The organism is Gordonia westfalica (genome assembly GCF_900105725.1).
GTDB classification, from domain to species: domain Bacteria; phylum Actinomycetota; class Actinomycetes; order Mycobacteriales; family Mycobacteriaceae; genus Gordonia; species Gordonia westfalica.
Genome location: NZ_FNLM01000025.1, coordinates 1 through 25,823, shown reverse-complemented (window position 1 = coordinate 25,823; position 25,823 = coordinate 1). Strand labels below are relative to the sequence as shown.

At 63.5% G+C, this 25,823-nt stretch carries 48 protein-coding genes and 1 pseudogene; 5 read left to right on the top strand and 44 right to left on the bottom strand.

From position 1 onward, the window contains the following. The 25 genes and pseudogenes from BLU62_RS03585 to BLU62_RS03495 form a co-directional block, all read right to left on the bottom strand. Positions 1-181, bottom strand: a 181-nt coding sequence (locus BLU62_RS03585) for a hypothetical protein (protein WP_208863594.1), incomplete at its 3' end; no start/stop codon positions are given. Positions 182-257: 76 nt separating this feature from the next. Then, positions 258-476: a hypothetical protein gene (locus tag BLU62_RS03580; RefSeq protein WP_074847813.1), complete on the bottom strand. Its 219-nt coding sequence runs from the start codon at positions 474-476 to the stop codon at positions 258-260. After that, a complete protein-coding gene (locus BLU62_RS34285) occupies positions 476-604 on the bottom strand; it encodes a hypothetical protein (RefSeq protein ID WP_280141501.1) in 129 nt (42 codons plus the stop codon). The genes BLU62_RS03580 and BLU62_RS34285 overlap by 1 nt, the downstream gene beginning before the upstream one ends. Next, a complete protein-coding gene (locus BLU62_RS03575; protein ID WP_074848307.1) occupies positions 601-834 on the bottom strand; it encodes a YegP family protein in 234 nt (77 codons plus the stop codon). The genes BLU62_RS34285 and BLU62_RS03575 overlap by 4 nt, the downstream gene beginning before the upstream one ends. Next, the gene (locus BLU62_RS03570; protein WP_074847809.1) at positions 831-1,133 is read right to left on the bottom strand and encodes a hypothetical protein; all 303 of its coding nucleotides are present in this window, start codon (positions 1,131-1,133) and stop codon (positions 831-833) included. The genes BLU62_RS03575 and BLU62_RS03570 overlap by 4 nt, the downstream gene beginning before the upstream one ends. Before the next feature lie 156 nt (positions 1,134-1,289). Further along, positions 1,290-1,637 (bottom strand): hypothetical protein, encoded by a 348-nt coding sequence (locus tag BLU62_RS32365; RefSeq protein ID WP_074847827.1) that lies wholly within the window; start codon positions 1,635-1,637, stop codon positions 1,290-1,292. Further along, entirely contained in the window at positions 1,634-2,464 is an 831-nt protein-coding gene (locus tag BLU62_RS03560) for a hypothetical protein (RefSeq protein ID WP_074848069.1), read from the bottom strand. The genes BLU62_RS32365 and BLU62_RS03560 overlap by 4 nt, the downstream gene beginning before the upstream one ends. 28 nt (positions 2,465-2,492) lie before the next feature. Beyond that, positions 2,493-2,807: pseudogene (locus tag BLU62_RS33600) on the bottom strand (WhiB family transcriptional regulator); the annotation flags it as partial. Positions 2,808-2,992: 185 nt separating this feature from the next. Further along, positions 2,993-3,535: a DNA N-6-adenine-methyltransferase gene (locus BLU62_RS03550; RefSeq protein ID WP_244277996.1), complete on the bottom strand. Its 543-nt coding sequence runs from the start codon at positions 3,533-3,535 to the stop codon at positions 2,993-2,995. Next, complete coding sequence (locus BLU62_RS03545; RefSeq protein WP_074848303.1) at positions 3,532-3,723, bottom strand: hypothetical protein; 192 nt, start codon at positions 3,721-3,723, stop codon at positions 3,532-3,534. The genes BLU62_RS03550 and BLU62_RS03545 overlap by 4 nt, the downstream gene beginning before the upstream one ends. A gap of 612 nt (positions 3,724-4,335) precedes the next feature. Next, positions 4,336-4,635, bottom strand: coding sequence for a hypothetical protein (locus BLU62_RS03540; RefSeq protein ID WP_074847917.1), 300 nt, complete (start codon positions 4,633-4,635; stop codon positions 4,336-4,338). Continuing rightward, on the bottom strand, positions 4,632-4,772 hold the full coding sequence (locus BLU62_RS32815; protein ID WP_159441503.1) for a hypothetical protein: 141 nt from the start codon (positions 4,770-4,772) through the stop codon (positions 4,632-4,634). Before BLU62_RS32815 ends, BLU62_RS03540 begins: the two co-directional genes overlap by 4 nt. 230 nt (positions 4,773-5,002) lie before the next feature. Further along, on the bottom strand, positions 5,003-5,146 hold the full coding sequence (locus tag BLU62_RS32810; RefSeq protein ID WP_159441525.1) for a hypothetical protein: 144 nt from the start codon (positions 5,144-5,146) through the stop codon (positions 5,003-5,005). Then, on the bottom strand, positions 5,143-5,859 hold the full coding sequence (locus tag BLU62_RS03535; RefSeq protein WP_074847841.1) for a DNA-methyltransferase: 717 nt from the start codon (positions 5,857-5,859) through the stop codon (positions 5,143-5,145). The genes BLU62_RS32810 and BLU62_RS03535 overlap by 4 nt, the downstream gene beginning before the upstream one ends. Beyond that, the gene (locus BLU62_RS03530) at positions 5,856-6,101 is read right to left on the bottom strand and encodes a hypothetical protein (RefSeq protein ID WP_074847843.1); all 246 of its coding nucleotides are present in this window, start codon (positions 6,099-6,101) and stop codon (positions 5,856-5,858) included. Before BLU62_RS03530 ends, BLU62_RS03535 begins: the two co-directional genes overlap by 4 nt. Further along, a complete protein-coding gene (locus BLU62_RS32360; RefSeq protein ID WP_139179899.1) occupies positions 6,088-6,270 on the bottom strand; it encodes a hypothetical protein in 183 nt (60 codons plus the stop codon). Before BLU62_RS32360 ends, BLU62_RS03530 begins: the two co-directional genes overlap by 14 nt. Continuing rightward, the gene (locus tag BLU62_RS03525) at positions 6,267-6,515 is read right to left on the bottom strand and encodes a hypothetical protein (protein ID WP_074847845.1); all 249 of its coding nucleotides are present in this window, start codon (positions 6,513-6,515) and stop codon (positions 6,267-6,269) included. The genes BLU62_RS32360 and BLU62_RS03525 overlap by 4 nt, the downstream gene beginning before the upstream one ends. Then, complete coding sequence (locus tag BLU62_RS32805) at positions 6,512-6,679, bottom strand: hypothetical protein (protein WP_159441495.1); 168 nt, start codon at positions 6,677-6,679, stop codon at positions 6,512-6,514. The genes BLU62_RS03525 and BLU62_RS32805 overlap by 4 nt, the downstream gene beginning before the upstream one ends. A gap of 213 nt (positions 6,680-6,892) precedes the next feature. After that, positions 6,893-7,123, bottom strand: a complete 231-nt coding sequence (locus BLU62_RS03520; RefSeq protein WP_074847850.1) for a hypothetical protein — start codon at positions 7,121-7,123, stop codon at positions 6,893-6,895. Next, positions 7,120-7,347, bottom strand: a complete 228-nt coding sequence (locus tag BLU62_RS03515) for a hypothetical protein (protein ID WP_074847847.1) — start codon at positions 7,345-7,347, stop codon at positions 7,120-7,122. Before BLU62_RS03515 ends, BLU62_RS03520 begins: the two co-directional genes overlap by 4 nt. Then, positions 7,344-7,889 carry a DUF7304 family protein gene (locus BLU62_RS03510; protein ID WP_425284521.1) on the bottom strand — a complete coding sequence of 182 codons (546 nt, stop codon included), beginning with the start codon at positions 7,887-7,889 and terminating at the stop codon, positions 7,344-7,346. Before BLU62_RS03510 ends, BLU62_RS03515 begins: the two co-directional genes overlap by 4 nt. 3 nt (positions 7,890-7,892) lie before the next feature. Continuing rightward, positions 7,893-8,804, bottom strand: a complete 912-nt coding sequence (locus BLU62_RS03505) for a hypothetical protein (RefSeq protein WP_244278006.1) — start codon at positions 8,802-8,804, stop codon at positions 7,893-7,895. A gap of 3 nt (positions 8,805-8,807) precedes the next feature. Then, complete coding sequence (locus BLU62_RS32355; RefSeq protein WP_139179908.1) at positions 8,808-9,593, bottom strand: hypothetical protein; 786 nt, start codon at positions 9,591-9,593, stop codon at positions 8,808-8,810. Then, positions 9,590-9,769 carry a DUF7324 family protein gene (locus BLU62_RS34800; RefSeq protein WP_425284520.1) on the bottom strand — a complete coding sequence of 60 codons (180 nt, stop codon included), beginning with the start codon at positions 9,767-9,769 and terminating at the stop codon, positions 9,590-9,592. The genes BLU62_RS32355 and BLU62_RS34800 overlap by 4 nt, the downstream gene beginning before the upstream one ends. Beyond that, the gene (locus BLU62_RS03495; RefSeq protein WP_074847921.1) at positions 9,766-10,020 is read right to left on the bottom strand and encodes a helix-turn-helix domain-containing protein; all 255 of its coding nucleotides are present in this window, start codon (positions 10,018-10,020) and stop codon (positions 9,766-9,768) included. Before BLU62_RS03495 ends, BLU62_RS34800 begins: the two co-directional genes overlap by 4 nt. A 271-nt stretch (positions 10,021-10,291) precedes the next feature. Between BLU62_RS03495 and BLU62_RS03490 the strand changes: the two genes are divergently transcribed. The 4 genes from BLU62_RS03490 to BLU62_RS03475 are packed head-to-tail and all read left to right on the top strand — an operon-like array spanning position 10,292 to position 12,134. Next, a complete protein-coding gene (locus BLU62_RS03490) occupies positions 10,292-11,053 on the top strand; it encodes a hypothetical protein (protein ID WP_074847923.1) in 762 nt (253 codons plus the stop codon). 54 nt (positions 11,054-11,107) lie between these two features. Beyond that, positions 11,108-11,524 carry a hypothetical protein gene (locus BLU62_RS03485; protein WP_074847925.1) on the top strand — a complete coding sequence of 139 codons (417 nt, stop codon included), beginning with the start codon at positions 11,108-11,110 and terminating at the stop codon, positions 11,522-11,524. Then, positions 11,521-11,709 (top strand): DUF3263 domain-containing protein, encoded by a 189-nt coding sequence (locus BLU62_RS03480; RefSeq protein WP_074847949.1) that lies wholly within the window; start codon positions 11,521-11,523, stop codon positions 11,707-11,709. Before BLU62_RS03485 ends, BLU62_RS03480 begins: the two co-directional genes overlap by 4 nt. 20 nt (positions 11,710-11,729) lie before the next feature. Then, positions 11,730-12,134 carry a hypothetical protein gene (locus BLU62_RS03475; RefSeq protein WP_074847958.1) on the top strand — a complete coding sequence of 135 codons (405 nt, stop codon included), beginning with the start codon at positions 11,730-11,732 and terminating at the stop codon, positions 12,132-12,134. Here the strand turns inward: BLU62_RS03475 and BLU62_RS03470 are convergent. The 5 genes from BLU62_RS03470 to BLU62_RS03455 all read right to left on the bottom strand — a co-directional run bounded on the left by BLU62_RS03470 (position 12,131) and on the right by BLU62_RS03455 (position 14,678). Then, the gene (locus BLU62_RS03470; protein ID WP_244278049.1) at positions 12,131-13,345 is read right to left on the bottom strand and encodes a tyrosine-type recombinase/integrase; all 1,215 of its coding nucleotides are present in this window, start codon (positions 13,343-13,345) and stop codon (positions 12,131-12,133) included. The genes BLU62_RS03475 and BLU62_RS03470 overlap by 4 nt on opposite strands. 444 nt (positions 13,346-13,789) lie before the next feature. After that, a complete protein-coding gene (locus BLU62_RS03465; RefSeq protein ID WP_074848010.1) occupies positions 13,790-13,987 on the bottom strand; it encodes a hypothetical protein in 198 nt (65 codons plus the stop codon). Then, a complete protein-coding gene (locus BLU62_RS34280) occupies positions 13,980-14,111 on the bottom strand; it encodes a hypothetical protein (RefSeq protein ID WP_280141505.1) in 132 nt (43 codons plus the stop codon). The genes BLU62_RS03465 and BLU62_RS34280 overlap by 8 nt, the downstream gene beginning before the upstream one ends. Positions 14,112-14,166: 55 nt before the next feature. Continuing rightward, on the bottom strand, positions 14,167-14,499 hold the full coding sequence (locus BLU62_RS03460; protein ID WP_074848012.1) for a hypothetical protein: 333 nt from the start codon (positions 14,497-14,499) through the stop codon (positions 14,167-14,169). Next, positions 14,496-14,678: a hypothetical protein gene (locus tag BLU62_RS03455; RefSeq protein ID WP_074848014.1), complete on the bottom strand. Its 183-nt coding sequence runs from the start codon at positions 14,676-14,678 to the stop codon at positions 14,496-14,498. The genes BLU62_RS03460 and BLU62_RS03455 overlap by 4 nt, the downstream gene beginning before the upstream one ends. 878 nt (positions 14,679-15,556) lie before the next feature. Between BLU62_RS03455 and BLU62_RS03450 the strand changes: the two genes are divergently transcribed. Then, a complete protein-coding gene (locus BLU62_RS03450; protein ID WP_074848029.1) occupies positions 15,557-15,784 on the top strand; it encodes a hypothetical protein in 228 nt (75 codons plus the stop codon). A gap of 33 nt (positions 15,785-15,817) precedes the next feature. Here BLU62_RS03450 and BLU62_RS03445 read toward each other — a convergent pair whose 3' ends face one another. The 14 genes from BLU62_RS03445 to BLU62_RS03385 form a co-directional block, all read right to left on the bottom strand. Next, a complete protein-coding gene (locus tag BLU62_RS03445) occupies positions 15,818-18,373 on the bottom strand; it encodes a hypothetical protein (protein ID WP_139179975.1) in 2,556 nt (851 codons plus the stop codon). A gap of 44 nt (positions 18,374-18,417) precedes the next feature. Then, positions 18,418-19,527, bottom strand: a complete 1,110-nt coding sequence (locus BLU62_RS03440) for a hypothetical protein (RefSeq protein ID WP_074847995.1) — start codon at positions 19,525-19,527, stop codon at positions 18,418-18,420. A 204-nt stretch (positions 19,528-19,731) separates the two neighbouring features. Next, on the bottom strand, positions 19,732-20,076 hold the full coding sequence (locus BLU62_RS03435) for a phage tail fiber protein (protein ID WP_074847993.1): 345 nt from the start codon (positions 20,074-20,076) through the stop codon (positions 19,732-19,734). 1 nt (position 20,077) lies between these two features. Then, the gene (locus tag BLU62_RS34275) at positions 20,078-20,200 is read right to left on the bottom strand and encodes a hypothetical protein (protein WP_280141504.1); all 123 of its coding nucleotides are present in this window, start codon (positions 20,198-20,200) and stop codon (positions 20,078-20,080) included. Further along, positions 20,193-20,552 carry an LtfC-like domain-containing protein gene (locus BLU62_RS03430; RefSeq protein ID WP_074847991.1) on the bottom strand — a complete coding sequence of 120 codons (360 nt, stop codon included), beginning with the start codon at positions 20,550-20,552 and terminating at the stop codon, positions 20,193-20,195. The genes BLU62_RS34275 and BLU62_RS03430 overlap by 8 nt, the downstream gene beginning before the upstream one ends. Then, positions 20,549-20,914, bottom strand: a complete 366-nt coding sequence (locus BLU62_RS03425) for a DUF7572 family protein (protein WP_425284523.1) — start codon at positions 20,912-20,914, stop codon at positions 20,549-20,551. The genes BLU62_RS03430 and BLU62_RS03425 overlap by 4 nt, the downstream gene beginning before the upstream one ends. 334 nt (positions 20,915-21,248) lie before the next feature. Continuing rightward, positions 21,249-22,340: an IS630 family transposase gene (locus BLU62_RS03420; RefSeq protein WP_074847987.1), complete on the bottom strand. Its 1,092-nt coding sequence runs from the start codon at positions 22,338-22,340 to the stop codon at positions 21,249-21,251. Between the two features lie 34 nt (positions 22,341-22,374). Next, on the bottom strand, positions 22,375-22,887 hold the full coding sequence (locus BLU62_RS03415; protein WP_074847985.1) for a hypothetical protein: 513 nt from the start codon (positions 22,885-22,887) through the stop codon (positions 22,375-22,377). 181 nt (positions 22,888-23,068) lie between these two features. Then, a complete protein-coding gene (locus BLU62_RS03410) occupies positions 23,069-23,659 on the bottom strand; it encodes a PE-PPE domain-containing protein (protein WP_159441532.1) in 591 nt (196 codons plus the stop codon). A gap of 224 nt (positions 23,660-23,883) precedes the next feature. Beyond that, on the bottom strand, positions 23,884-24,117 hold the full coding sequence (locus BLU62_RS03405; RefSeq protein ID WP_074848297.1) for a putative phage holin: 234 nt from the start codon (positions 24,115-24,117) through the stop codon (positions 23,884-23,886). Then, complete coding sequence (locus BLU62_RS03400) at positions 24,117-24,311, bottom strand: DUF7620 family protein (RefSeq protein WP_074847979.1); 195 nt, start codon at positions 24,309-24,311, stop codon at positions 24,117-24,119. Before BLU62_RS03400 ends, BLU62_RS03405 begins: the two co-directional genes overlap by 1 nt. After that, positions 24,311-24,610 (bottom strand): hypothetical protein, encoded by a 300-nt coding sequence (locus BLU62_RS03395; protein ID WP_074847977.1) that lies wholly within the window; start codon positions 24,608-24,610, stop codon positions 24,311-24,313. Before BLU62_RS03395 ends, BLU62_RS03400 begins: the two co-directional genes overlap by 1 nt. After that, complete coding sequence (locus BLU62_RS03390) at positions 24,607-25,008, bottom strand: hypothetical protein (protein ID WP_074847976.1); 402 nt, start codon at positions 25,006-25,008, stop codon at positions 24,607-24,609. The genes BLU62_RS03395 and BLU62_RS03390 overlap by 4 nt, the downstream gene beginning before the upstream one ends. A 27-nt stretch (positions 25,009-25,035) precedes the next feature. Continuing rightward, on the bottom strand, positions 25,036-25,823 hold a 788-nt coding region (locus BLU62_RS03385; RefSeq protein WP_074848295.1), incomplete at its 5' end, for an LGFP repeat-containing protein.

Sequence of the window (25,823 nt, the reverse complement as noted above, 5' to 3'; positions counted from 1 at the left end):
TCTCCACCACATCGTCTGCGGTGGCCTCAGATTCGAGACGGTCAGCGGATAAGCGATTGACGTCAGCATTGAGGGCGGCACGGTCGTTGCATACCTGGTCGAAGATGAGCCGCTTCCTTCTCAGCGCCACTTCGAGTTCGGCGATGCGTGCCTGCGCCTGCTCCAGGTCTTCGGCCGGCACCAACGTCTGCCCGTTCGACAATCAACAGGTCCGGGTGGGAAGAAACCCGGTACAGCGGACACACCAAGGATGCGAGTCATGACACACCGCCGCCGTTCAGGCCCAGCCGATCTCGCAGTTCGTCACAGAGAGGACTGCCGTTCAGGTTGTATGTCTGCTCCGTGAGGGCGATGGTGAGTGTGCGAATCTCGTAGGCGATGGCGAACCATGCGGACTGCTCAGCCGTCATGGCCGCGTAGTTATCGGTGAAAGGGTTTCCCGGCAGGTTGCGGGATACGGGGTTGTCCTCGCTCATCAGTAGAGTGCTCCGATCTTGTCGATGTCTCCGTGGCGGTCGAGGATCACCACACGCCACGGGCAGACGAGCATCTGCCGTTCTTGCCCACGCGGGACCACGTCGTAGTTGATGCCACCAACCTTCAACCGCGCCGCGTACTGGGTGTCGATGGCGTTGAGAGCCCCGACCTACGCCGATAGCCTTCCCCCTGAGCGAGGATCTGACCGTTGCGGGACTTACACCGCCAACGCCACTCGGGATGTCTGGCGACCACGCTCTTGGCATCGAGGTCGACCTGCAAGATCTCGTCCTCGTACACCTCGATGGTGCCGCGATACTCAGACACCTTCTCCGGGATGTTCTCGTAGACGATCACTGGACCTCCACCACCCCACCCACCAGAGCGGCCTGACGCTTGGCAGCGCGCACCGCATTCGACTTCGTGTCATACGTTTTCGGGGAGATGGCGCCGGCGCTGCCGTTGCGGGCGATCTGCGCCCACTGGTAACCCTTCCGGGTTCTCGTCACCACCACACGCACAGCAGTTCTCGCCGACGCCAAGGGCTGCACGACGTAGCCGCCATTGCCACCCGAGCCTCCGCCGACAGCCTGCACCTTGACCACCTCAACCGCCTTGAACGCCTCGCCGTCGAAAGCCTTCTTGTTGTTGCTCATTCGTTGTCTCCTTTGGTTCTCCCCACGCAGGGGATGTGTCGTGTCTTCTCTGCACCTGTTGCGGGGGAACGGAGTACGCAAAGCTCCCCCGGCCTGGCCGCGCACTCAGGGCACGGCCTCTCGATCGCCCCCCACAGGAGGTAGGACTCCGGAACCTCAGCCCACCGCATCGCACACCTCGACCCCGCCGGCATCATCGAGCAACGCCCACCGGCCCGACAGCAGGACAGCCACATCGCTGGACGGCTGCCGGAACTTCGACACCAACCAGCCCTTCGCGTACGCCTGCGCCGGATTGCGGCCGATGAAGTCATGGCAGCCGCGGCACACCAGCAGACAATTCGACAGGGCGTTGATCTGTGGGTCTTTCGATCCGCCCATGCCGCGGTTAGCTCGGTGGTGATAGTCCTGCCCTGTGCCGGTACACCAGTCGGTTTGGACTTCGCAGCGACCCATCGCCCGCACCGCAGCAGCAGCCTTCACATCCGCAGAGAAGCCCGTCATGACGCCGTCTTCCTCTGCTGCCACGCCACCGACGTCAACGCTGCCGGACAACGCCGCCCATGCCGCTCATACCGGCGCTTCATCGACGCCGGCAGCATCCCCACCCGACGCGATGCCTCCTCCGCCCCAACACCCATCGACAGCAGATACTCGAAGTCGGAGAACAGGTCTTCGGCAGTGCGGGGTTTGTCCACCACTTCCGGCTCATAGGTGGGGTCATCGATACGGTCCTCATCCCACGCCAACGGAGGCAACCAACCTTTCGCCTTCGCCCGATGCCGCGCCTTCCGATCAGTTCCGGGAACCATCTGCAACTGCGCGAACAAGGACGTCACATCCCGTGCTCGACGAACCGCAATGTTGCGGGACTGTCCGAGGAACAACTCCGAAGTGCTGCCATTCTCCGGCCAACCCAGACGGCTGATCAGATCCGTCTGCGAATACCCGTTCGCCACCAACGCCTGCAATCGGCGGGTTGTGCCCAGGGCGGGGACGCGGTCCTGTCGCACAAACTCGACACCGGTACGCGGAACAGGGATTTGGAGGATGCGGTCGGCGGTAGCTTGGCGGACCTGTTTGCTCGGACCGTATCCGCGTTGCCCGTACAGCAGATGCTGGATGGTGCTGTGCGGGACGCCGAACTCCTCTTCGAGCCGTTTGTTCCCCACTCCTGCGTCACGCAGCTTGAGGATGTGCTCGCGTACAGGCTGGGCGTCGACCAGGTCGGGAGTCCAACGTCCGTAGGCGCGTTGCCGGCGGTGGTGTTGGGCGTAGTGCATTTCGCACATGCCGCGCGCTTTGACGGGCTTCCCGCATTGGCAGGTCATGCCGCCCCTGCTTCCACATGGCCTGACGTTCACGCGGAGTCGTACCCCCAACCACACCGTGCGGTTCACGGTTGTCCAACGCCCACTGCAAACACACCTCCCGGCGGTCACAGCCGGCGCAGATCCGTTTCGCGTCAGCGGTTTGCGTCACCCCGTAATGGGAGGGAAAGAACGCGTCCGGGTCTGAGGAGGCGCAGGGAGCGCCCTCATGCCAGGCCGGCGGTTTCGGCAGATCAGAAACATTCCGGTTGCGGTTCAACACATTCGCACCGGGGAACGTGTTCGACGACCCCAACGCCTGCTTCTTCTCGTCCAGGGTGTTGGATCTTCTGCCCTGATCCATTCGGGTGGTGGAGGGTTCGATGTGGAAGCCGTTACTCATGGGTGTATCTCCTGAGGATGTCTTGAGCGTCGTGATGGGCCAGGCAATTCGGGCATGGGATGATGTCGCCGGTGCGGTCTCCCCAGCGCATACGGACCATGTGGCCGTAGCCGAGATCGAAACCACACACCCGCAAATAGGGCGGCTCATGACGCCTCCTCGAAGAGGGATGGTTGGTCGTCAACTGCCGTGATCGACCAGCCATGGACGAACGCGCCAGGGAGTCCGCTGTCGAGCAGTCGGCCCGCGTCATCTGTCCCGTATGCGACGAGGCAGGACGGTGCGCCGCTGTTCGCCGCGGCCTTCGATCCATCGCGGTGGTGGAAGGTGAGCCGCCCTTCGAGGAACAGCACTGCGGTCGCCCGCCGCCACACCTGCGCCTGGAATCCGGCGGTCTCGGTGCGGGCGAAGATCAGTGCGGTGCCGGTGCCGTGGTTGGCGAGCCGGTCGAGCCACCGCCACACATTGGAGTAGGGCGGGTTGCACCACACGCGCCCTTCCCACGGCAGTGTGAGTCCGTCGTCGGGTAGTCGGTAGTGGTGGCGTGCGGTCGTCCAGTTCGCTTCTGCCGGTGCGGCGCACGGGTCGAGGTCGAACGGGCCGAGGGCGTCGAGGACGTGCGGTGGTGTCAGCCACACGTCGTCCCCGGTGGTGGCGCACTGATGCGATCCCATCGCCCGCCCGCTCACGACGCCTCCTGTGCGCCGAGTTCGTCGGCCAGGGTGGTTTGCGCCGCATCATGATCCGGGACAGACATGATCGCCTTCCCCTTCTCCTGCACCTCACGAGTCAGCGGCACCAGCACCGCAATCCCGGCAGTCTTCAGATCGACATTGCGGGTGGTCATCGCCCACTCGGCGAACTCCTTCGTCACCATCCCGCAGCCGTCACAGCCTCAGCCAGTTCGCGTTGCGCCCGCTGCGCCGGCGTCTGCTGACGGTTCCGGACCTCCTCCGACGACGCCACACCCTTCTTCGTGTCCGCCGCCAACGCTGCGACGATCGCCCTCCCCACGCCGCGGTCTCAGCGTTCTGCATCTCCGAGTCACGGGTGAAAGATGTGGGGCCGGGGATGGGTTCCCACGCGGTACCGATACCGGGACGCTCATCATCCGGCGTGCGGTAGGCGGCGGCGGTGAACGCGAGGAAGCTCTTGCCGCCAACCTCAAGAACTTCGTATCGCACCTGCTGGAGAGAGCCGGTGGGGTGCTGGTTGCGGAACTCAACAATTCGGGTCGCGACATCGACGTAGTCGAGGGGCCTTTGTAGTCGGGCATCAGAGGTCTGCTCCCGCCCTGGAGGGGATGACCTCGAACCCGTTGCCGTCAGCCTTGATCCAATCCCCGGAAGGGCAGTCACACCATCCACCCGTAGCTGGAGTTGGTGGGGTTTGGGGCGGACGATCATGCCGCCACACCACACGGCGATGTCGAGCATCGTGCGGTAGCGGTCAGACCACGAACCGCTGCTGGGAAGCTGTCTCACAGAGTTCACAGCGCACCACCGAAAGATCCGAGACGGCTGCTGCGTCGGCGGAACTCGCCCTCATCCTGGACCGTGACGTGGTACCGGGTGGTGGCGCGGGATTCCAGAACCTCCCGCAGTGAAGCGGCCTGCGCGAGGGTGGCGTGCACCTGGGCGCGCGCTGCGACCTCCGAGTGCTGGGTGGTCGTGAGGTTGCGGTCGTGCTCGATGAACGCGAGCATCCTCTCCGCTTCGGCGTAGTGCTTCTGCGCCGGGGTGACTTCCGGATTGATCAGGGCGTAGGCGATGCCGTTGGGCGACATCATGCATTCGCACTTGCCGACCCCGCACGCACCCCCGGATCGGTGCCGTGCGGGTCGATGCCGTGGCCGCACTCCGGGCACAGGACGACATCACGCCCTGTGAGCCGGAACAGTTCGTCCTGGCTAATGTCTTCGGTCATTGTTGTCTCCATGGGTCTTGTTGCCCGTAGGCAGGATTGGGGAACAGTTCTTCCGGCTCGACCGGGTCGTCCGGGAGAACATCTCCAGGTCCGGGTAGGTCGTAGGGGTATTGGGGGCCGCGCCACCGGAACCCGCCGGCAGCATGGGTGCGGTTCGACATGAACCTCACGCCGCCGCCTTCGCTCTCGCCACCAACTCGAACAGCCGCTCAGCCACCAGGCCTGCACGATCAACGGGGCCTGGGGTGGTCGGCGTCGGGCCAGGTGACGAACTCGGTGCGTCCGTTCACCCACGCCCAAAACAGGTGGAGGTCTGGGAGGTGTTGCACCCACATGTCGACACCGTCGATCTGGCGGTGCTCCGCGGCACTCATGACGCATCCCCGAAGTCGAGAGCCATCGTCTGATTACTGAGGCGTTTCGCAATCAGCTCGCAGTAACGCTCCTCAAGCTCGACACCGACCGCCTTACGGTTTTCGTTCGCCGCAGCAATCAACGTGGTGCCCGAACCGGCGAACGGGTCGAACACCGTTTCCGAGGCGTTCGTGAACAGGCGCACCCAGTCCTCCACCATTGGCAGCGGTTTCGCCGTCGGGTGACCGGTGTTCTGCACGACGGGGTACGTCCACACGCCAGCCTTGCCACCCCCGTTCCAGGCCGGTTTGGTGTCGGCGCGGTGTAGAAATGAAATCGCTTCCCAGCCTTGCCCGGGACGGTCGGCACTGATCTGCGGCATCGGGTTGGGCTTCACCCAGACACCGATGCGCAGCGAGCGCAACCCGACCGGCGGACCCTGGTCGAAGGCGAAAGCGTGCGCGTAATCAAGCGACGTGACCACCCAACTCGCCGAGACCCGCCCACACTCGGCGAGTACGGCCCGCAGGTCAGCGTCAGAGATCGCCGCGAACGTGACGGCCTTTATGCCATGACCAGCACCCCTGTTCGTCTTTGCCATTCCGTGTGTGCGTTCGGTGTACGGCGGATCCGTGATCACCACATCGACCGACCGATCTGCCATGTCTGCCATGACCTCTCGGCAGTCGCCGTGGTAGAGGGTGACCAGGTCGTCCTGGTAGTAGATGCTCATGGCTGGGCCTCCTGCGCTGCGAGGAACACCAGCACGTGATCGCGGGTGATCCATGGCGACGATTGCGGCTCCACCTTCAACACCCGACGCCCGTAGAAGTCGGTGAGGACCGCGCTACACCCGGCAGCCGAAACCTGCATCGAGGACATGAAGCCGTGCGTGAATGCCTCGGAAGCGAGGTCGGCTTCCACCTCCACGATGTCGCGTGCCGTCCGAAACGCCTGCATGTCAACGACGCTCACGGGTCACCTCCACCGCGCACGGCTCACACACCGTCACGTTCTTCCCCGCCCGCCCATCCGGGAACACCAGGTATTCGCGGACGTAGCCGATCAATGTGCCTACGGGGTAGTCGGTGCGGCATTTGGGGCACCAGCCGGCATAGCGGGCTTCCACTGCACCGCTGCTCACTGGTCGACCCCCTCGTCTTCGATGTCGTAGGAGCGCTGGAGGATTGAAAGCAGCGCGTACTCGACCGACTTCGAGTCCTGCTTGGCTGCGTAGTGCGCTATCTCTGCACGCAGCCAGAGGAGTTGCGCCTCCTTGCGCTGGTAGTACTTGTCGAGCTGGTTCTGGGTGTGTTGTGCGTCGGCGATCTGCTGCTGCACGATCGCGCCATACAGCTCGGACCCGAAGATGGTTTCGGCCCCGCTCACTGGTCGACCTCCTGGGTGGGCATGCAGAACCCGACCACCGTCATCAGCAACAGGACCGCGACGATCACGAACGCCACCAGTTCTTCCGGTCCGAGAGGTGGGAGGATCGCCCACACCCCCAACACAAGACACGCATACGCGGGAACCCAGATCGCGGCCTTCACGACGCCGCCCTCTCACCCGGAGCCGGCTGCGGCAGCGAGTTCCGCCACCGCACACACTCTTCGTGGTCGATAAAGTACTTGCCGCCCCCTCACGCAAGGTTCGGAACAGGATTCGCCCCTCGACATACTCGCGGCGAAGGGTCTTCTCGGAGACTCCCAGGATTTGGGCGGCCTCCTTCAGGGTGTACTGAAGGGGCTGAAGGTTTCTGTCGTTCATGACGCCTCCAAGGTTCTGGTGGGGATGGGGGTTCGCTTGAGCAGGGTGAGCAGCGCATCGATGTGCTGCCACAGTTGCGGGCGGGTGAGTTCGATGGCGTCGTCCTCACCCGGCGGAAAGATCACGAAGACGGGTTCCCCTGTGGCGGGAATGGTCGTGACGTGATGGGTACCCGTCAAGCCGTCGATGGGGATGGGCGGAACCTCATGCAGCGGAAGATCACTCATGCCGCACCGCCGATGATGCGTTGCAGGACGATCCGCCCCGACGGAGTCAGATCACCGTGGGCCACCAGATCATTGAGGGCAGTGCGCAGCCGACTCGACTTGAGTGCTTCGCGTGCGGCCAACACCATCCAGTACTCCGGCGACTCCTCCGGGTCGAACGGGCGTAGCGGAGACGACTGCTCCCACGCCTTACGCGCAGCCTCCACAGCAGGATCGGTGCTCATGCCGCACCGCCGATACGGTCCAGGTGGGAATCGTCCGGCCCAGGCCACACAATCCGCGACGACCGCTCCACAACCGCTGTCGCACCATACGATTCGATGAGCTTGGCCCTAGACTTCGCGGAGGACAACGACTTGTACTCGCGCTTAGTGGACGGCCAGTGGAAGCGTCGACTCCCGAACTGCGCGATATACCCCGGATCGGGGTCCCACCCCTCGGGTTCCCAGTCAGGGTTGGGGTACCCGAACTCCTCACCGGTGTCGTCGGTGTAGAAGGTCAGTGCCCCTTCGGGATAGCTCGTGATCGCAACTCGGTAGAGGTAGTAGCCGCCGCTGGGCTCACGCCAGTCCGGATCGGCCTCCTGCATTGCTCTGTACACGTCGCGTAGCTCGGCGAGCGTGAGAACCACTTCACCCCGGCCGGACGGGGACTCAACCGACAGGTACGCCAGGTCGAGGCCGCTCACCTCACCGAGCGATACGTGGACCTTCCTGTTTTCATCTGCTACTACAGGGACTGGATCTGCGTAGTGCGAGAAGGACATGAGTCAGACCGCCTCGGGGAAGGACTCGCGCGTCCAGGCCCCGCCTCTGGGCATCTGCAGCTTGGACGTGTTCCCACCACGGCGCCAGTGGTTCCAGGCCATCACGAAGTAACCAATGAGATCACGGTCGCTGACGTTGACTTTGCCTTCGCGGATACGATCGAGTCGGTCACGCAGGGCGAGAATGGGATTGCCGGACTGGAGCCCGGCGCCTGAGTAGAGTCCTTCGCTGAACTCGCGAGCCGCTTCGCCGTCGATCAGTCGGAACTGCAGCAGCACTGCAAGGGTCACGCTGGGTCGGCACTTGACGCGCCGGAGACGCTGACTGGCAAGGTCCTGAAGGATGGCCATCTCGACCGGGTGCTCGGCGGCCCAGGCGACTACCTCCGGGTTGCTGATCTTGCTTGCGACCTTCTGATCGCCGAAGAACGCCATACGCTGCCACTCCAGGTAGACCCGGATGCCGCCTGCGACGATCCTCGAATCAGTCGAACCAAGAAGCCCTTCGAGGACCAGTTGGTCGCCGGCCGTCCGGGTTGTCCCTTGATCCATCGTGCTTTGTGTGTCTGCGGGGAGCCCGCGTACAACCAGGAAAGGAATGGCCGGAAAGTTGTCGTCCATCCGGGCGAGTGCAGTCAGCCGGTGCTGCCCATCGAGGAGGACATCATCGATCGACCACTTGATGGCTTCTCCGTTGTACTTCCAGCGTCCGGAAGTCATCTCGGCCATGAGACGCACTACCTGTGACTCTTTGATCGGTCGGTTGTGTGTGTTCTTCGCGAGTACACGACGCGCCATCGCCGGGTCGACGAAGATGGTCGACGCCGACGGCTTCTGCGGTGTCACACCGACGGACGCGAGATGCTGGCTCTTACGGTGGAAGTCGCCTTCGGAAGTTTTCTGCCAGTTCGACATGGGCTATCCTTCTAGTTGTGTGATGACGCTGTTGAGTGCGTCGCGGACGCGGATCAGATCGCTGAGGTTGGACGCCTTGATCTGGTCCTTGTTCCTTTTCAGGCGGTCGTCGGCGGCGAGCCGGTTGACCGATTCGACAGCGCGCTTCAGGTTGAAAGTCGCGGAGTCGAAAGCATCTGTGATGGGCCGACGCTTCGGCGTGGCCGGTTGTGCCGGTGCGGGGGTCGGCGTGGGAGCGTTGAGTTCAGCGAGGGCGGCATCGGTGAAGCCGGGGGCGATCTCGACCGGCTCGGCCTCAACCTCGGCATCGATGTCGGGTTCCGGATCGATCCGGCGGCTGCCGATCTCGCTACGGATCGCCGCCGCGGTCGGCCTACCCCCGGTGGCCTCGTTGACCTTCGCCATAACATCCACGGCTTCAGCGGGGTCAAGGCCTGTCAGCTCCCGCGCCTGCCCCTCATTGGCCGGAAGTGCCGGTGTGTCACCAATTGGTGACGTCGCCATCTCCAGGGCGGCTTCCATGCCGTCAACAACGGTCGCCGCACTCATGAGGTCATAGGCCCGCTTACGGCTAAGGTTCCACCGGCTCTGGCAGTACACCTCGAACGACGCATACTCGTGCCGATAAAGGCGATCGTCACGGATCTTCGCCAGGGCGCGGCCTATCTCGATGAACGACTCGAGACCTCGCTCGATGACAGACTCTTGCTGCTCGAGGTCATCTCTCAGTGCTGACAACTGATCGGCAGCGGCGACCGGCTCGCCGGGCAGATAGCTCGGGTAGCTCATCGGTTCACTCCCTCTACTGGTTTGGTGACCGGGGCGGCTCCCCCCGCCCCGGCCTGCGCGGGCTCCTGCGAGAGGGAGGGGGCCTGCGCGCTCCCGCACCGGCAGCGGTCAGCACGGGAGTGATCTACGAAGTCGGCAACGAGTGCTCGGACAACCGACCGCGGGTGCTCGATCACGCGACCACCCGCCGTTGATTGCTATTACGTCCATTGCTAGCGGATGCGTGCTCCACGAAAAGGAGATGCAGAGGCACGTCGAGAGCCTCCGCGATGCGTTCGGCCAACTGCGGTGTGCACGTGGTCTTGTTCTCGGCGCAGAGGTGCCCAATGAAGCTCTTTGAGCATCCGGCATACCGCCCAAGCCTGGCCATCGAAAATCCGCGCTGGTTCATCAGTGCTCGGAGAGTGTCCCCGGATGTGAGTTTCATCCAACTGCCTTTCGGCCATCGTTTGTATGACGCCACTTCATCCTCCATGGTCAACGGGTTGGTGTCAACTGTCGATGGATAAAACATACGACACTGGTAGACGCTTACGCAAGTAATCACAGCGTTGTAGTTCCGCAGCCAGCGGATATGATGGCGTCCAACACTGGATGAAACGGTCAACGGCAAAACGCCAATTCCGGCCGTTGTGGGGTAGACGGATGGGTGAGCGAATGACTAGCGACGTTCATACTCGGACGGCAGGCTCTGAGTCGTGAGCAAATTGTGGGAGTTCGTCCAGGCCCACCTGGACAGGACGGGAGCATCCGAGGCGGCGTTCGCACGCCAGATCGGTAGCATCCCGCAGACTGTCAACTCGTGGAAGAAGCGCGGGTTGAAGCAGCTCCCCGAAGTCGCCACTCTCCGTGCGATCTCAGAGATCACCGGCGCCAACTACGCGGACATCATTTCGGCCGTACTAACTGACATCGGGTACATCGAGGACGGCGAGCTGCCTACGGAGGCGATTACACCGAACGACCATCGGCAGATCGCTTTAGCAGCTCACCTACTTGTCGAGGCGGTTCCGAATATCGACGAACTTGATATCCCATTCGAGGACGTCTTTACGTTCGTTGGACTGGTCGAGCAGTCCGCGGGACTTCTTGGGCGCACTGGTCTCCATCAGGTAGATGACGCGACGGCGCAGGAGATTGTGGCCGAAGCCCGGAAAGCCGCGAGCAAGTATCGGCGGCTAGCACGGAGGGTGGCGGCTTCGCTCACAGGTGATGACGCGTCGGCAGATCGCCGACCGTCCGAGAGCCTGGAGGATTCCGATGCCCTACCAACTGATTCGCCCGCGTCGCCGGGAGCACCGGGCGAAGCGAGTGAAGAGCAGAAGACCACAGCCGGCGGCAAGGTCACAGCCTTGCCTTCCCGGAATCAAGTCCCCAAACCTGAGCGGCCCGAGGATGCGAAGGCCGCCCGCAAGCGGAACCCACGGTTCAAACCCCAAGACCCTGACGAATCTCATTGATGTTATTCGAGGTCAGGGCCGTTTCTGTCAGAGGTGCATGTTCCTATTTCGGACATGAACTGGCATCCCTGGCGGTCAGCCCGCGATGACTACCCGCACATCGCGATCGACTGCACACAGCGACTCTCACCCGGAACGATGGGGCTCAACGGCGAGCGCACCATCTGGATTCACCGCGGCCTCACCCAAGCGGAGAGACGGTGCACCCTCACCCACGAGCTGCTGCACCGGGAGATGCCTGACGCTGATGAGGACACGATTGAGCGTGAGACGGCTCGCCGGCTGATCACACTCCCGCAGTTGGTGGACGCCTTCCGTTGGCTTCGTCACCCGTCACTGCCTGAGCTCGCTGAGCATCTGTGGGTGGACGAGCAGACGGCGTGGACGCGGATGCAACACCTGGACCCGATCGAGGTCGCCGAGATCGAAGCGGCGACCGAGGGTGACTGGTCGTGGAGTGACGTCGCATGACGGACGAAGAGAAGGCGATGCTCGACCTGGCCGGGCGGAGATGGAACTACGCCGGCAACCTCGAGCAGAAGGTGCGAGACGAGTTCGGCATCAGCCTCACCCGGTTCTGGCAGATTGTGAACCGCCTCCTGGACACTCAGGAAGCTTTAAGCTACTCACCGCAGGTGGTGAACCGTCTGCGGTGATTACGAACCCGGAGAACCCCATGAAACGCGCCATCGCCCTGGCAGCAGCAGCCCTCTTCACCACCACCCTCGGCGCAGGAGTAGCCGACGCCGCACCCCGCGACATCACCCCGACCATCGCCTTCCCCGGCGAACACGTCCGCTACTTCTTCTCCTCCGACACCCCACGCAACGACATCGCCTACTACGCGGCCGGCGGACGTCTCGTCGTCGCCAAAGATGTGGTGTTCCAGCCCACACTGATCAACATCGGGTCCGGGCCGCGCTACCACACCCACCGGGCGTTCACCTCACCCGGCCGTCAGCTCATCGGTTCGTCGATGCAGACGCGTGGATGGTCGGCGCAGTGTCAGGTGCAGTTGGATGGCCGGACTGTCGACTCGGCGTATGTGCCGGGTCGCCGATTCGCCAACGCCAACTGCTAGACGTCGGGAAGCGCGAGTAGTTTCTCGAGTTGCCCGAGGGCGGCGCGGGTGAGGTCGGTGGAGGTGTGCGCGTACTGCCGGTGCGACGTAGTGGTGGTGTGCCCCAAGATGGCCATTCGGGTGGCTTCCTCCACGCCGGCCTCCTGCAGGAGGGTGGCGACAGTGTGGCGGGCGGCGTGCTGATCCGGCGCGTCCTCCACCTTCCCCACTACCGCGGCTTGTACACACAGCTGCTTCCAAGCGAGGGTGTCGTCGCGGGGCTGGATGGCCGCCCCATCGTCCCGGGTGAACACCAACCCCTGCGACGGGTTGCCCTTCTGCTCCCACAATTCGGTGAGCGCAGCAACCACGGGCGGCAGCAAGGGCACCAGCCGACGCGACCCCGACGTCTTCGTGGGCACCAGGCACGCCGTCCAGTGCACCGGGGTGAAGGTGAAGGTGTCGGGGACGTCGAACGCTTCCCGCGGATACACGTCACCTTGCGGGCGAGGGCCTTTCTTCAACTTCAACCGGGCCAACTGCCACGAGATGTCAATGACACCCACACCGAGGTCGACACGATCCCAGGTGAGGCCCAAAGCTTCGGCTTGGCGGGCACCGGTCAGTAGGGCCAATGACCAGCGGGCTGCGTCTGTTGCGTCACGTGACGCCACATGCAGAAGCACTGCCCGTGCCTGCTCCACAGTGAGGGGAACGCGCTCCTCGGAGCGGGCCTGGGGGCGGTCCATACGCTCGCACGGGTTGTTGCCGATCTTCCCGTCTTTCACTGCATCCCCCAACGCTTTCGCCAACACTGAGTAGGCGGCTTGGGCGGTGCGGGTGGTGTGTGCGTCGGCGACGTGGTTGACCATGCGGCGAACATCAGTGGGGGTGAGCTTCCCCAGCTTCTTCGACCCGACATGCGGGATGAGTTGGTGTTTGATGGTGGACCGGTAGGTGGCGAGGGTGCGGGGTTTCAGGCGTGGCGCGGCGATCGTGTCCACCCAGTAGTCCAGCCACTGGGCGACGGTGATCTGGCCGGCGTTGGGGAGGATGCCGTTCGCGAGGTCTTTCCGCATGGCTGCGAGTTCGGCCACGGCGTCGGCGTATTTCTTGCGTCCACGTTGGTAGTACTTGCCGTCGGGGAGGAGGACTTGCGCCATCCACATGCCGTCGGCCCGTTGGTACAGTCCGCCTTCACCTTTCGCCCTACGGCGCTTCTTCGGGGGCATATCGGCTCACTTACGTTTGTACTTACGTTTACCCCAGTCTATGCGCTGTCTAGACAAACTCGTGAAAACTTCAGTTACCTGCAGGTATTCGCTCAGCCTTGACAGTAGACCCACCATGAGCATACCCCTAAACACAGCTTCCCAAGCTGAATACGCGGGTTCGATTCCCGTCATCGGCTCCAGGTCAGAGGGCATTTTCACTCCGACGCTTACGTTTAGACTTACGTGTATCTCGCAAAGTGAGGTCCAGTCCCCTCCGTCGCGAGTCTTCCAAACTAGCTACGCGGGTTCGATTCCCGTCACCCGCTCCAGGTCAGAGACCACACAGGCTCTCGACTACAGCCACGGTTACAGCCAAGGCATTCAAGTACAGCCATCCAGCACCACGCTGGGTGGCTGTACTTGTACATACACGTCGATGGAGAGCGGCATGAGCCTTCGTAATCAGTCGATGTGCTCCAGCGCGGTGTCGGCGAACCACCACCCGTCGCCGAACAACTCCCGCGCCCATGCCGTGGCGTGAGTGAACTCCACCCGGTGCAGTAGGTCGGGCACGCGTTCCTGGGCGATGATCTTCCCAGCCGCCTCGGCGTTCCCTAGTGAGGTCACCCGCACGCGGTCCCCTACCTTGAACTCAGGCATCGGTCCAGTCCTGTCGTACGAGCTTGCTGGGATCGTTGGGTACATACTCGCCAACCGTTTCGGGATGGCTGGTGGAGTTGGTGACGTAGAGGATGGGCCAGTCGGTTCCAGGTACGAAGTCCACGATTCGCCCAGTGTGGTCACCGACAACAGTCCGCACACGATCCCCTACCTTGAACTCAAGCATCGTTCCCCGCCCTCGCCTGTTCCAACCGCCATTCGTGTACGCAGATCATTGCGCCGGTGTGGAGATAGCCCGTGTTGCGGGCGTCGGCGTACACCTGCGCCTCAGCTTGGGCAGGGAACAGCTCCGCATTCAACGGGCAGTCGCGGCCAGACAGGACGTTGACGGAGAACTCGCGAGCCTCCCAGGTCCGATCGCCGTGGTCGGCGACACGAACCTCTGAGAAGGTGTCGGCGGGGTGGGCTTCACGCCGGTGTGCCGGGCGGAAGTTGCGGCATCCCTGCCCGGGAACCACGAGACACTCGTCCTTGAGCTCAGGCGCGCTCACGGCTCGACCTCACCAGAGGTGATGTACACGTCTCCGTCATGGAGGACGACACTCTCGGCTTCGCCGTAGTAGTAGCCGCCCGTAGGTTCAGACCACACGCCCATCTGCGCCCAGTCGATACAGGCGGTGGCATCCTGGGGCATCTGCTGCAGCTTGGCGATCAGTTCGGCTACGGTCATTCTCCTATTGTCCCAGGTTGTGGCCTATTTCTCCGGTGACACACCCACCCTTGCCGGGCAAGCCATTAAGATCCCCACATGGGTCAACTCACAGGCAACACCCGGCAATTCGGAACGTGCGCGTGTGGATCGCAGATCATCAGCCGCGAGGAGCGAACTCAGGTACGCGCTCGGCCCACAGTCTGGGGCCGCGCAGAGTGTCAGTCACCTCCGCTGACCTGCGGAGTGCGCAACGGTGGCAGGGAAAGTCAATGGCTGAGCGCACTCGCGAATGGTCCGGTGCCCACGCTATTCAAGGACATCCAGGAGGGTGACTTTGTGTTTGCCAAGGGCCGCTGGCGGCAGGTCACATCACGTACTGTCACAGAGCTCACCCTTGGCCTCGATCAGGTATCACTGAGTGAGTTGGTGGACGTGAATGCGGAGCGGGAGATTCTGCGTCCGTCCTGAACCAGTCCGTCCAGTCCGCACTTTGATCCGACTTTGGGGACACCAACAGACTGGCGTCTCCCCCAAAGTCCTCCACCAGTCGCCGGCATTCGGGGCAGTCCGGATCGTAGGGTGGTCGGTAGATGCGGATGCGTGGAGTCATGAGCCTTGGACGCAGCCGCGGGGTGGCGGGGTTCCCCTCAACGCAAAGAAAACGCCCCACCCTCACGAAGAGGATGGGGCGTTCAAGGTTGTCCAAGTTCAGAGCGGGTGTCGCATCATGACGCTCTGCGATCGGGTTCCCAGTGTTTCCTATCAGTGGCCGGCGCATCGCGCTCCGACGATCAGTGTGTGTTCCTGAACCTCACCCGCTCTGAACTTGTGAGATAACAGTAGCATCGACTTCTGTTGCAGCGCAACACATTTCACGAAACCCGTATGATCACCTGGTGACCGATCGGGACGTACTACGCGCCGCAGCCGAAGCCATACGCGCACAGATGCGCCGCCAGCAAGCCGAAATGACACAAGCCACCGACGGCGGATGGACACCACCCGACCCCGACCTACTCGCACTCGCCGTCGAATGCGACGACGTGGTCTACTCCCAGCGCGCCGAGGCCCCGGACCTCACCGACCGGCTCGCCGCGGTACTCGGCGACGCCTGGGAGCCGTGACAGCGGTGTCCCGATTCCGGTTATGGGCGGGGGTCAGCCCCGACCGACGATCATGTACTGGCCTGTGGTGAAAGTGCTGACGACCTCCACCCACTCCCACTGATCGGTGAGCACGAGGGTCGGCACACCGTCGATGCCGATCGGCGCGGACACGGTGACCGCGTTGGCTGAGGCGTCGATCTTCTTGATAGTGAAGCGATACCCAGCCGATCCGGTGTTCGGCAGTGAGATCGTGAACGCTCCACCACTGGCATCGCACATGTTGAACGGCGCGGTGTTGGTGGTGATGTTGTAGGTACCGGATCGATTGCCGAGCCCGGTACGGAATCCGCCTGTGAGAGCGACCGCCCCCGAGGTCGTGATCGGATACGCACCACCAGCAGTGCGAAGTCCAAGGCTGGACAGGACGGTGCCGAGGTCGTCTGTTGCGGACGGCTTCGTGCCGAGCGCGGACGTGCCGAAGAATCCCACCTCGGCCATCGACTTCGCCCCGGTGATCGTCTGGTCGGTATCGAGCGTGACGCCTGCTGCGCCACCGGATTCGACTTCGGCCCAGTCGGTGCCGTCCCATCGCTGCAACTGGTCGTCGCCCTGGTCGTACTCGACGCCACCTATGCGGGCCGCACCAGTCACGTCGAGGGACACCAGGGCGCGAGTTCCAACGAGATCGCCGGGGCCGTGGACGGTGACCGAGCCCGGCTTGTACTCGCCGCTGCCGTTGACATCGGCGGCGTGTACCGCGTAGGACGTCCCCGCTTCTCCGAATATCTCGATGGTCCCCTGGGTGAGGTCCACGATCACGTCTGACGCGAGGCTCGACACCTCCACGCCCTTGGCTGTGGTGTGAATCTCGGGGTCGATGATGCGTGTACCAGTGCTGCCGCAGCGCGCGAGAACACCGTTGTTGGTGCCGTAGTAGCGCGGTCGTAGAATGCGATACCCGTAGTCGCCCGCGTAGGTGGTGTTGCCGTGTGACCAGCCCGACGAGTCGCCGCCGACCACGGTGTCATCGACCGAGTAGATGTCGCGTGACCGCAGTCCGTGGGTCTGGTAGGACACCCCAGCGGGGCGGTACGACCGGCACGACCGCGACCCACACCGCGCCGACGCCACGTAGTTGGCGACGTGTCGTGTCCCGTAGGCGACGCTACGGGTGAACTCGCCATCGACGCAGTGAGTCATGCGCCCGATGTACCCGTGCCCTGATCCTGTCTGGAATGGGTTTCGCCCCTCGATGTCGATGGTTCGCGGGCGCAGGCACTTGTTGAAGTTGACGATGTGGTTCTCCCACCCCTCGGCGCGCACGTTCTCCACTCGGGGGTCCACGCAGGCGTAGAAGTAGAACAGGTGACCGCCTGAGGTCTCGATGTCCCCGGTGTACATGCCGTCGGGGTTGGTGTCGATGATGAGTCCGATGTTCTTGACGACCGGACGGACCGGGGTCGAGATGCGTTGCAGCGTGGGGACCACGGAGAAGTTGGCCTGGTACTGGTGGCTGAGGGGGATGCGGAGGCGCACGGTTCCTGTGGACGGCGTGATCGACTGCACGATGTTGACCTCGCCGCGTCCGACCCACGAGGCGTTCGCGCCAGTGTCCCACCGGGCGACGGGGTATCGGTCACGGACGATGACCAGGTCGTCGGTTGAGAACCCGTTCGATCCTGAGAAAGGGTTCGTGATTACCTCGGTAGCTCCACGGGCGAACCCCGAGCTGCTGAGATCAACCTCAGGGCCGACGGTGGACGACCACGAGATAAAGGGGCTGGCCACCGACAGGTCGCCGGAGTCCATCGTTTTCGTCACAACCCGTGCGCCATTGAAGTCGAGCGTGAGTGACTTACCGGTGATCGACAAGGGGTCGAGGCGGTAGGTCTTGGTGGCATCGAAGACGATCGTCGAACCGTCAGGCACGGCAGCGATGAGATCAGTCAACGCGGCGGTGTCATTAGTGCCACTCCCCGAGTTGGCATCACCCCCGGCCCAGTCACCCACGAGACCGTGCTCGCCGACGAAGAACACGCCCCCCACGCGCGGAGCATAAGTTTCCTCAGCTACCTCTTGTGTGAGGAAGCCTGTGGTGCCTGCTGCGACACGGGCATCGACCGCGGCACGGGAGGCAGACCCCTCGGCGGTGATCTTCGATGCCACCGCCGAATCCGGTACCGCACCTGCCGTCACGTCCTCCAGGATTTGGGCTGCCTCATCACGGGCCGTGCGGGTCTCGTCCCGCAGGGTGGCGACAGCGTTCACCACGGCTGGGGTGTAGGCGTCGGGGTCGTAGTCCTCGATCAACTCCTGCAGCGTGTGCGAACCTTCTGTCAGGACAACCGAATACCACTTCGACCGGTAATCCTTCGCCCCGAAGATCGCCTTCTGCACCTGGTACGGACCCTCAGGGAGCAACCCCGAGTCGTAGAAACCAGGGGCGGACGGGTGCGTGGGCGGGTTGATGGGGATGACGGTGGGCGCCGAGTACACGGTCACCCCAGCGTTGTTGCGGTCCACCGGCACCCGAATCCACAGTTTCGAATCCCGCGGCGGGAACCCCCCATCGGGGAGCTGATACACACCAGTCAAACGTCCGGACATGAACTTCCTTTCGAACAGGAGGGGGGGTACCGCAGACGGGCGCCTTATGCGGGGGTGATGTTGATCCAGCAGCCAGACACTGACTGAGGTCCGCCATTCGAGGCATGCCACATGGTGAGTTGGTCGCCTGCGGCGACGGTCAACGACACTGTGCCGGTGAGTCCGACGCTGCCGACGTCGACACCGTTGCGTTGGATTTTGATGTTGCCGTTACCAGTCGCCGACCAGGTGAGGGTGACGTTCCCGGCGCCCTTCACGACGAGCGCATTGTTGGTGACCGTCGCCGGATAGGTGGGGTCAGAGGTGAACCCGGTCACCTGCACATACGGGAGGAACGAGTTCGATACTGACCCGTTCTGCATGCGTTGACGGGTGAACGTGACGAGGGTGGCGGTCGCGGCACTCGATGTTGCAGCACTGTTGGTGCCGGTCAGGGTGTGGCGGGGTCGGGATGTGGCTGTGCCAGTGACAGTCACAGTGTTGGCGGCGGCGAGCTGGGGGCGCAGGTCTGCGGTGTCGGCGACATTAATGGTTTGCAGTGCCGCCAGCGTGTAGCGTGCCCGCGCCGTACCGGTTTGGTCGGCAGCCACCGTTTGAGAAGCGGCTAACGGTACGCGTAGGCCACCCAGTTCGGTGGCCTGCCCCACGGTGGTGGTTTGGGTGGCGGAGATGGTGTGTCGTACCCTCACCACCGCCACAGACGTCACCTCGAACGTTTGGGAGGCATCCGCATTCACCGATCCCACCGATGGCACTGACGATGCTGTCGGCGCCACCACCATGTCTTGTGCTGCATCCAGCTCAATGCGTGGGCGGGTGACGACAGGTTGGGTGATGGTGATGTCTTGTGTGGCGGTCAGGGTGTAGAGAGTTGCCGTCGACGCTGCAGGGGTGACAGTGGTCGCTTGTGTAGCGTCGAGTGTGTAGCGGGCGCGGCCATCGCTGCTGGTGTCGGTGGTGATGGTGTTGGTTGCGGTCAGGGTGTAACGGGCACGCACCACACCCACACCAGCCACCACACCCGAACCGGTACCGGCTATGCCGACACCGAGTTTCCCGGACTGCCCCACCTGGACGGATTGCTCCGCATAGTCCACGCAGAGTCGGGCGTACACCACACCCGCAGCGGTGACGGTGATGGTGTTGCCGGACATCAACCGTTCTTTGGTGCGGGGCCGGCGGGTCCGATAGTGCGGGGCCGTCGGCAACCTCACCCCAGTGTGCCGGGCTTCCGGTACCACCACCCGCGTGTGGGGTGCAGCAGGTAGCACCACACCCACCCGCGGAACCGGTACCGCCGTAAACAGGTAGGGACGGTTGGGGACTGCCGTCACCACCCTGCCTGCCAGAACGATCATCTACGTGATGGTGATCGTGGGGGTGACGTCGATGGTGGCGTTCGCACTGACTGTGGTGGAGGGGATGGACAGTTTGTCCAAATAGGTGCCGGAGGTTTGCGCCGAGTACACGCCGGCCGCGACGACGGTGGTGGCGGGCACGTTGATCGACACCTTCGACCCGGTCATGGAACCCGACGCCGGAGTCCCCCAGGTCGTCTGCTGGCGGGCATACGCGGGGGTACCGCCCGACACCTCGGATGCGCCGGTGCTGCCGGGGTCGGCGGTGTGCAGGGAAATCCACGTTCCCTGCGCTGCATACGCATTGAGCAGGGCGGTTTTCATCGCGTTGGTGGCGAGTGCCATGTCATTCTCCTAGGTTGTAGTTGATGTCGAGGTGGAGGGTTTGTTCGGCGGTGAGGTCGACGTGTTCCCGCCCGTGATCGTCGATCCAATGTCGGGTGCCGTTGTCGTCGGTCCACTCAGACACGGCGGACTGCTTTCCCGTAGTAGAGGGGATATTCCTGGGTGGGGGTTTCGGGCATCGACACCGTGAGCAGGAAGTGGGTGGCCCGCCCGATGATGGGGGCCAGCGTTTCCTGTTGCACCACATAGTCGATGGAGGGTGGTTCCACCACGCCGGGGATGGAGATGATGGGGGTGGTGGCGTTCCGGACGGGGTCGCCTTCGAAAAAGTAGAGGGTCGATGCTGCACCGACCGGCCACGATGTGATGTTGCCGGAGGTGGCGTCGATGGGGTCGAGGGAGAAAACCAGGTCACTGTTCTGGTAGAGGGGGATTTCCGCTTTCGTTCCCTCCCATCCGAGGGTGACGGTGGTCATGGTGTCTCCTGTTCTGTGAGTTCATATCCGAGTGCCGCCAAAGCATCAGCGTGGGTGGCGAGGTCGGGGTTGATGGTCATCGCGAACGACTTCGAGTCAGTCGACAGGATCGGGGTCAAACCGTTGGCGGGGTCACCGTCGTAGTCGATGACCTGGCCACGCTCATCCGACAGGAACACCGACACATCCGGTTTCAGATGCGACCGCGAGACGGGAACCTGCATTCCCATGCTGGTGAGAATCGAAGTCATGTCAGGCACTTCCACCACCAACACCAACAGGAACCCATCCTCCGTGGAGTACAGGTTCGTGATCGGCGGCATATGCGGAAGAGCTTCAGCCACAAGGGTTGCTGGTTTCATACTCATCTCCAGAAGATCCAGATCACACCGGTAGCGCCGATACCGCCAGCGCCGAATGAGCCGGTACCGCCGTTCGAACCACCACCACCGCCACCACCACCGCCGGGATAGCCGCCCGGGCCGCCAGCTCCGCCGCTGTAGTTGAGGAAGCTGACACGGCCACCACCACCACCGCCACCACCACCGGCGCCGCCACACTTCGTTTGAGTTGCCGGCGACACGTTCGCGCCTGCACCACCGGGTCCACCGTTACCGCTAGGCGCACCTGCCCCCGCAGTCCCACCAGCGCCGAGAGGCGTTGACCCGCCCGCCAAACCATTCGTGCCGGAGTCTGCTAGTGTCCTGAGTCATTAATTCGTGTGCAGTAGTGGGCGATGGAGTCGAGGATCTGGTCAGCGGTCTTGACCCACACGTAGGGGCGGGGGTTGTCGTTCCAGGTCTCGATCCACGCTCTGATGTCGGCATTGAGTGCTCGTACGGTGCGGTGGGTGGAGCGTTGGAGTTTCTTGGTGGTCAGTTCGGCGAACCAGCGTTCGACGAGGTTCATCCAGGATGAGCTGGTGGGGGTGAAGTGGACAACAAACCGCGGGTGCGCGGTCAGCCATCGCTTGACCGCGGGTGTCTTGTGGGTGGAGGCATTGTCCATGACCAGGTGGACGTCGAGCTCGTCGGGTACCTCGGCGTCGATCTTGCGGAGGAATCCGATGAATTCCGTTGCGCGATGCCGTGAGTGAAGCGAACCGATGACTTTGCCCGACGCGATGTCCAACGCCGCGTACAGGCTGGAGGTGCCGTTGCGCACGTAGTCGTGGCTGGCCCGTTGCGGGGTGCCCGGGAGCATGGGAAAGATCGGCTGGGTGCGATCGAGCGCTTGGATCTGGGTCTTCTCGTCAACGCAGAGCACCAGGGCACGTTCGGGTGGGTTCATGTAGAGCCCGACGACGTCGCGGACCTTTTCGGTGAACATGGGATCTTTCGACAGCTTCCACGAATCCTGTTTGTGTGGAGCCAATCCGAACGCTCTCCATACACGCGAAACAGTTGACTGCGACATGTCGAGATGCTCAGCCATCGACCGAGTCGACCAGTGTGTCGCATTCTTCGGAGTGGTCTCGAGAGTTGCGGTGATCAGGTCTTTGATCTGCTCGTCGCCGACGGTTCGAGGTCGCCCGGGCCGGGGTTCGTCGAGCAACCCCTCGCAGCGGTGCTCGACGAACCGGCCTCGCCATCGCCGCACGGTACCTCGGTTGAGGCCGAGTCGTTGTGCCACTTCGGTATTCGACCCGCCATCTGCGGCAGCGAGAACGATTCGTGATCGCATCGCCAAACCCGAGGCCGTCGTTCGCCGACGCGCCCACCCTTCGAGCTCACGGCGCTCGTCATCGGTCAGAACAATATCCACTGCTCGCGGACCCCGGGTTGCCATTCCCCAGTCTATCAACCGAATGACAATTAATGACTCAGGACACTAGACCACCACCGCCGCCGTTCCCCGGCAGGGATGTGGTGGGTGAATAGCCGAACGATGTCGAGATCCCACCCTGCCCTGGGGTCGTGGTGATATGGGTGCCGAAACTGGACGGATTGCCATTCGTGCCAACGACGTAAGGCGTACTCGAATCCACTGATTCGGGGTCGAGTTGCTGGAAAATGTATCCACCGCCGAGGCCGCCAGCTGCGCGGGTGGTGGTACTGGAGGTGCCGTCCGAACCGTTCTTCCCACATCCGATGAGACCCACGATCAGTTCGGTGATGTTTTCAGGTTTCGTCCACGTACCCGACGTGACCTTGGTTTCCACGTTGTAGCCGTTGAGGACGGCGTCAGCGATGGCCTGGATCGTGTACTGAACCTCTTGCGGATCACCAACCGAACCGCCACCAAACCAGCCATTGAAAATGCCGTTGATGATCGACGCAATGTTCGCCGTCGCCGCATGAGCCAACAACCGGATCACATCAACCGGCTCACCCATATGCTTAAACTTCGGATTGAACTGGTTGTACGCGTAGTCATCCCAGAACGCCTGATCCGCATTCGCGAACTGCGACAGGCCTGACGTGGCACCGTTCGGGCGGTTCGCGGGCAGGAAGTATTTGCCCGGTACACCAGCACCGGGCTGATCTGGAGCTGTAATGGCTAACTCACCCCTTCGATCATGCGGGCCAACCGCTTAGCGTGGCCACCACCGTCGTAGTCCGTGGAATGCGCAGTGCCGAGATAGTTGCGGATGTCCTCCCCGCACGCGCGAAATCGGGCCAGCGGAACGGATTCCACCACGGCTGCGCCACCGCCAGACGTTCAGCGGTCTTGAACGCCCAGGCGCGGGCGGCCTCGGGTGTGCGCACCGACATCCACCCGGTTAGGTCGGCGACCGTGCGCAGCGGTGAACCTAGCGGCAGGTCGGCGATCGGATCACCCGGCGCCCACTCGGTGAACCGAGGCCGCGGGACGTGCAGCGCCCCGGCGATCCCGGACCGGCCGTGATGCACCGGCGTGTGCGGGTCGCCCAGCGTCGCGACGGCGAGCACCTGATGGCGAGGCCGCCGAGGCAGGATGTCGCGCGCGTACTTCACTGCGACCGCCGCGCCCGCACTGTAGCCGCCGACGACCACGAGTTCGCGGGATTCGGTGACAGCTCGATCCAACGCTGCCGCGCCGATCGCTTTCGACTCCTCATACGACAGGTCGCCCATGCCGGTCGCCGGGCCGAAGTCGGCCGGGTACGGCACATACGTGAACTTCACCTTGCGGGGTCGAGCGCGCGGCGCAGCGCCTCCGACGCGGGGGAGCCGCCGCGGGGTGCCCAAGTTCCGTCGACCCAGAGAAGTTCGATCATGACCGTCCTGCCCACCATGCTCGGATCTCGTCGCGCCACACTTGCCATGGCCGGCGGAAGTCGCCTGCCGCCAACGGTCACGGCGGGTCTTGTACTGCAACACCAGCAGCATCACCAGGAGCGCGAGCATCATCACGCGCCACCCGAGTACAGGATGAATCGAATCCACGCCCGCCCCGGATAGTCAGTACCCGCCCACACTGACGCCGAGATCTGGAGAAAGACCAGCGACATCAGGGTCGACTTGCCTAGGTAGATGAGTGACACCCGCTCCTTCCACCAGTACTGCCATGCGGCGTAGCAGATGGTGTAGACGGTGGCCAGCACGGCGAGCACCACAAGTGCCCAGTCGGCTATCAGCTCCACTAGTTCAGCCTTCCGAAGATCAGCTCGGCCCAGTGGTTGCGTTCCAACTGGTCACGAAGCTCCCGCTGTACCGGCCGCGCCCGTTCGGCGAGCCGTGCGCTTTCGGACCGGGCTTCTTCGGCCGATCGCGCGTTTCGCTTCGAGCGCGCATCAACTTCGTGCGCGCTCGCCCCCTTGGTCTTGAATCCCCACATCAGTTGGACTCCAAGCTCTCTCGCAGTGCCTTCGACTGGCTCGCGATGAGCTGGCCGGCGACATTCCACTCGGCCATCGTCTGCGCGTTGCGCGCGTTGGTCTCGAGGAGGTCGGCGATGGTCTTGGCGTCGCGCTCGGCCGCGGTCTTGTAGATCGAGATCTCCGATCCCCATACGATCCAGCCACGGGCGAAGGCGATACCGAGCACGAGCGCCATGCCGACGACGACCCCCACCACGCCGATGTCACTCAGCGCGGCGGGGTTCATCCAAGCGCTGGCGCTCGAGGTCACGGTCATCGGCCGAGGTTGACTTCGCGCTCGACGCCGTCAGCGGGAAGCTCAATACCTGCCAACACCTTCGGTGTGACCTGCGGGCGGGTGAACAGGAATCCGAGAGCAATCGTGGAGACCGCGAGGATGGCGCCCTGTTGCTGCTCGCTGAGGTTCAAGCCGAACGCAACGACCAGCGGCACCGCGGTCTGAACGACCGCGACGAGCGCCGGGTACACGCTCTCCTTCACCGAGATCACCACGAGCAGACCGAGCACCGCGTTGACCGCGGCCATGAACACGCCCTGAGTCTCGGTGGGGATGTTGAACCCGAACGTGGTCAGCAGAACCAGGATGGCTGAGACGAGGGAGGTCCAGGCGGCGGGCTCGCGGCCGAGGACAAGACGAGGGGTGGGTACAGACATGACGAGAACTCCTTCTGTGGGTGCGGCTCAGGCCGCGATGAGGTCGACTGCTTCGACGGCCAGCGGGATGCCGGCCGCGTTGACGAGAGTGAGATCCTTCGCGGCGTCGCCGATCTTCTTCACCGCGCCTGAGGGGTCCCACTCGAGGACGCCGTGCTCGAACGCCTGACGCTTGCCGCCCGTGCCGTTCGAGATCTCGTCCGACGTCGGCCAGCCGAGCGGGCCCTTCTCGTAGCCCTCGAGCGCCCAGCGCTGGCCGATGACGCCCTTCACGACGTGGTGGTCCTTGCCGTCCTTGCGGTAGAGCACGCCACCCTGGAACGCCATGACTGCGCCGTCGGCGAGCTTGGTGAAGTCGCGCACCGGGAAGCCGAGTTCGCCGGTCTCCCACTTGCGCTCGGCGTACGCCTCGAACAGGCCGCCGTGCGGGATGGCGTGCGCGCCGGTCGCCGGGTGAAAGTAGATGTGCGCGTTCTCGTACTCGACGAACCGGCCCTTACCGTCGCGGCCGACCTTGCGCTCACCCCCGGCGCCGGGCTTCGCCTTACGGACGCCGACCCACGGATTCTCCTTGGCCTCGAGCTCGATCATGTTCATGACCACGAGCGGCTTATCCGGTGCCTGGAGGAGCCGCTGACGGAACAGCTTCATGTCGAGGTTCCCGGGGTCCCACTTGCCCTGGATCGCGCCGTACTCCTTGTGCGCGACGACCTTGTTCCACGGGTTGCCGAGGCGCTTGTTGATGGCCCGGACGACCTTCAGGTATGCGCCGTACTGGGCCTCCGACCATGCCGCGGTGCCGTTGTGTGCGGCCT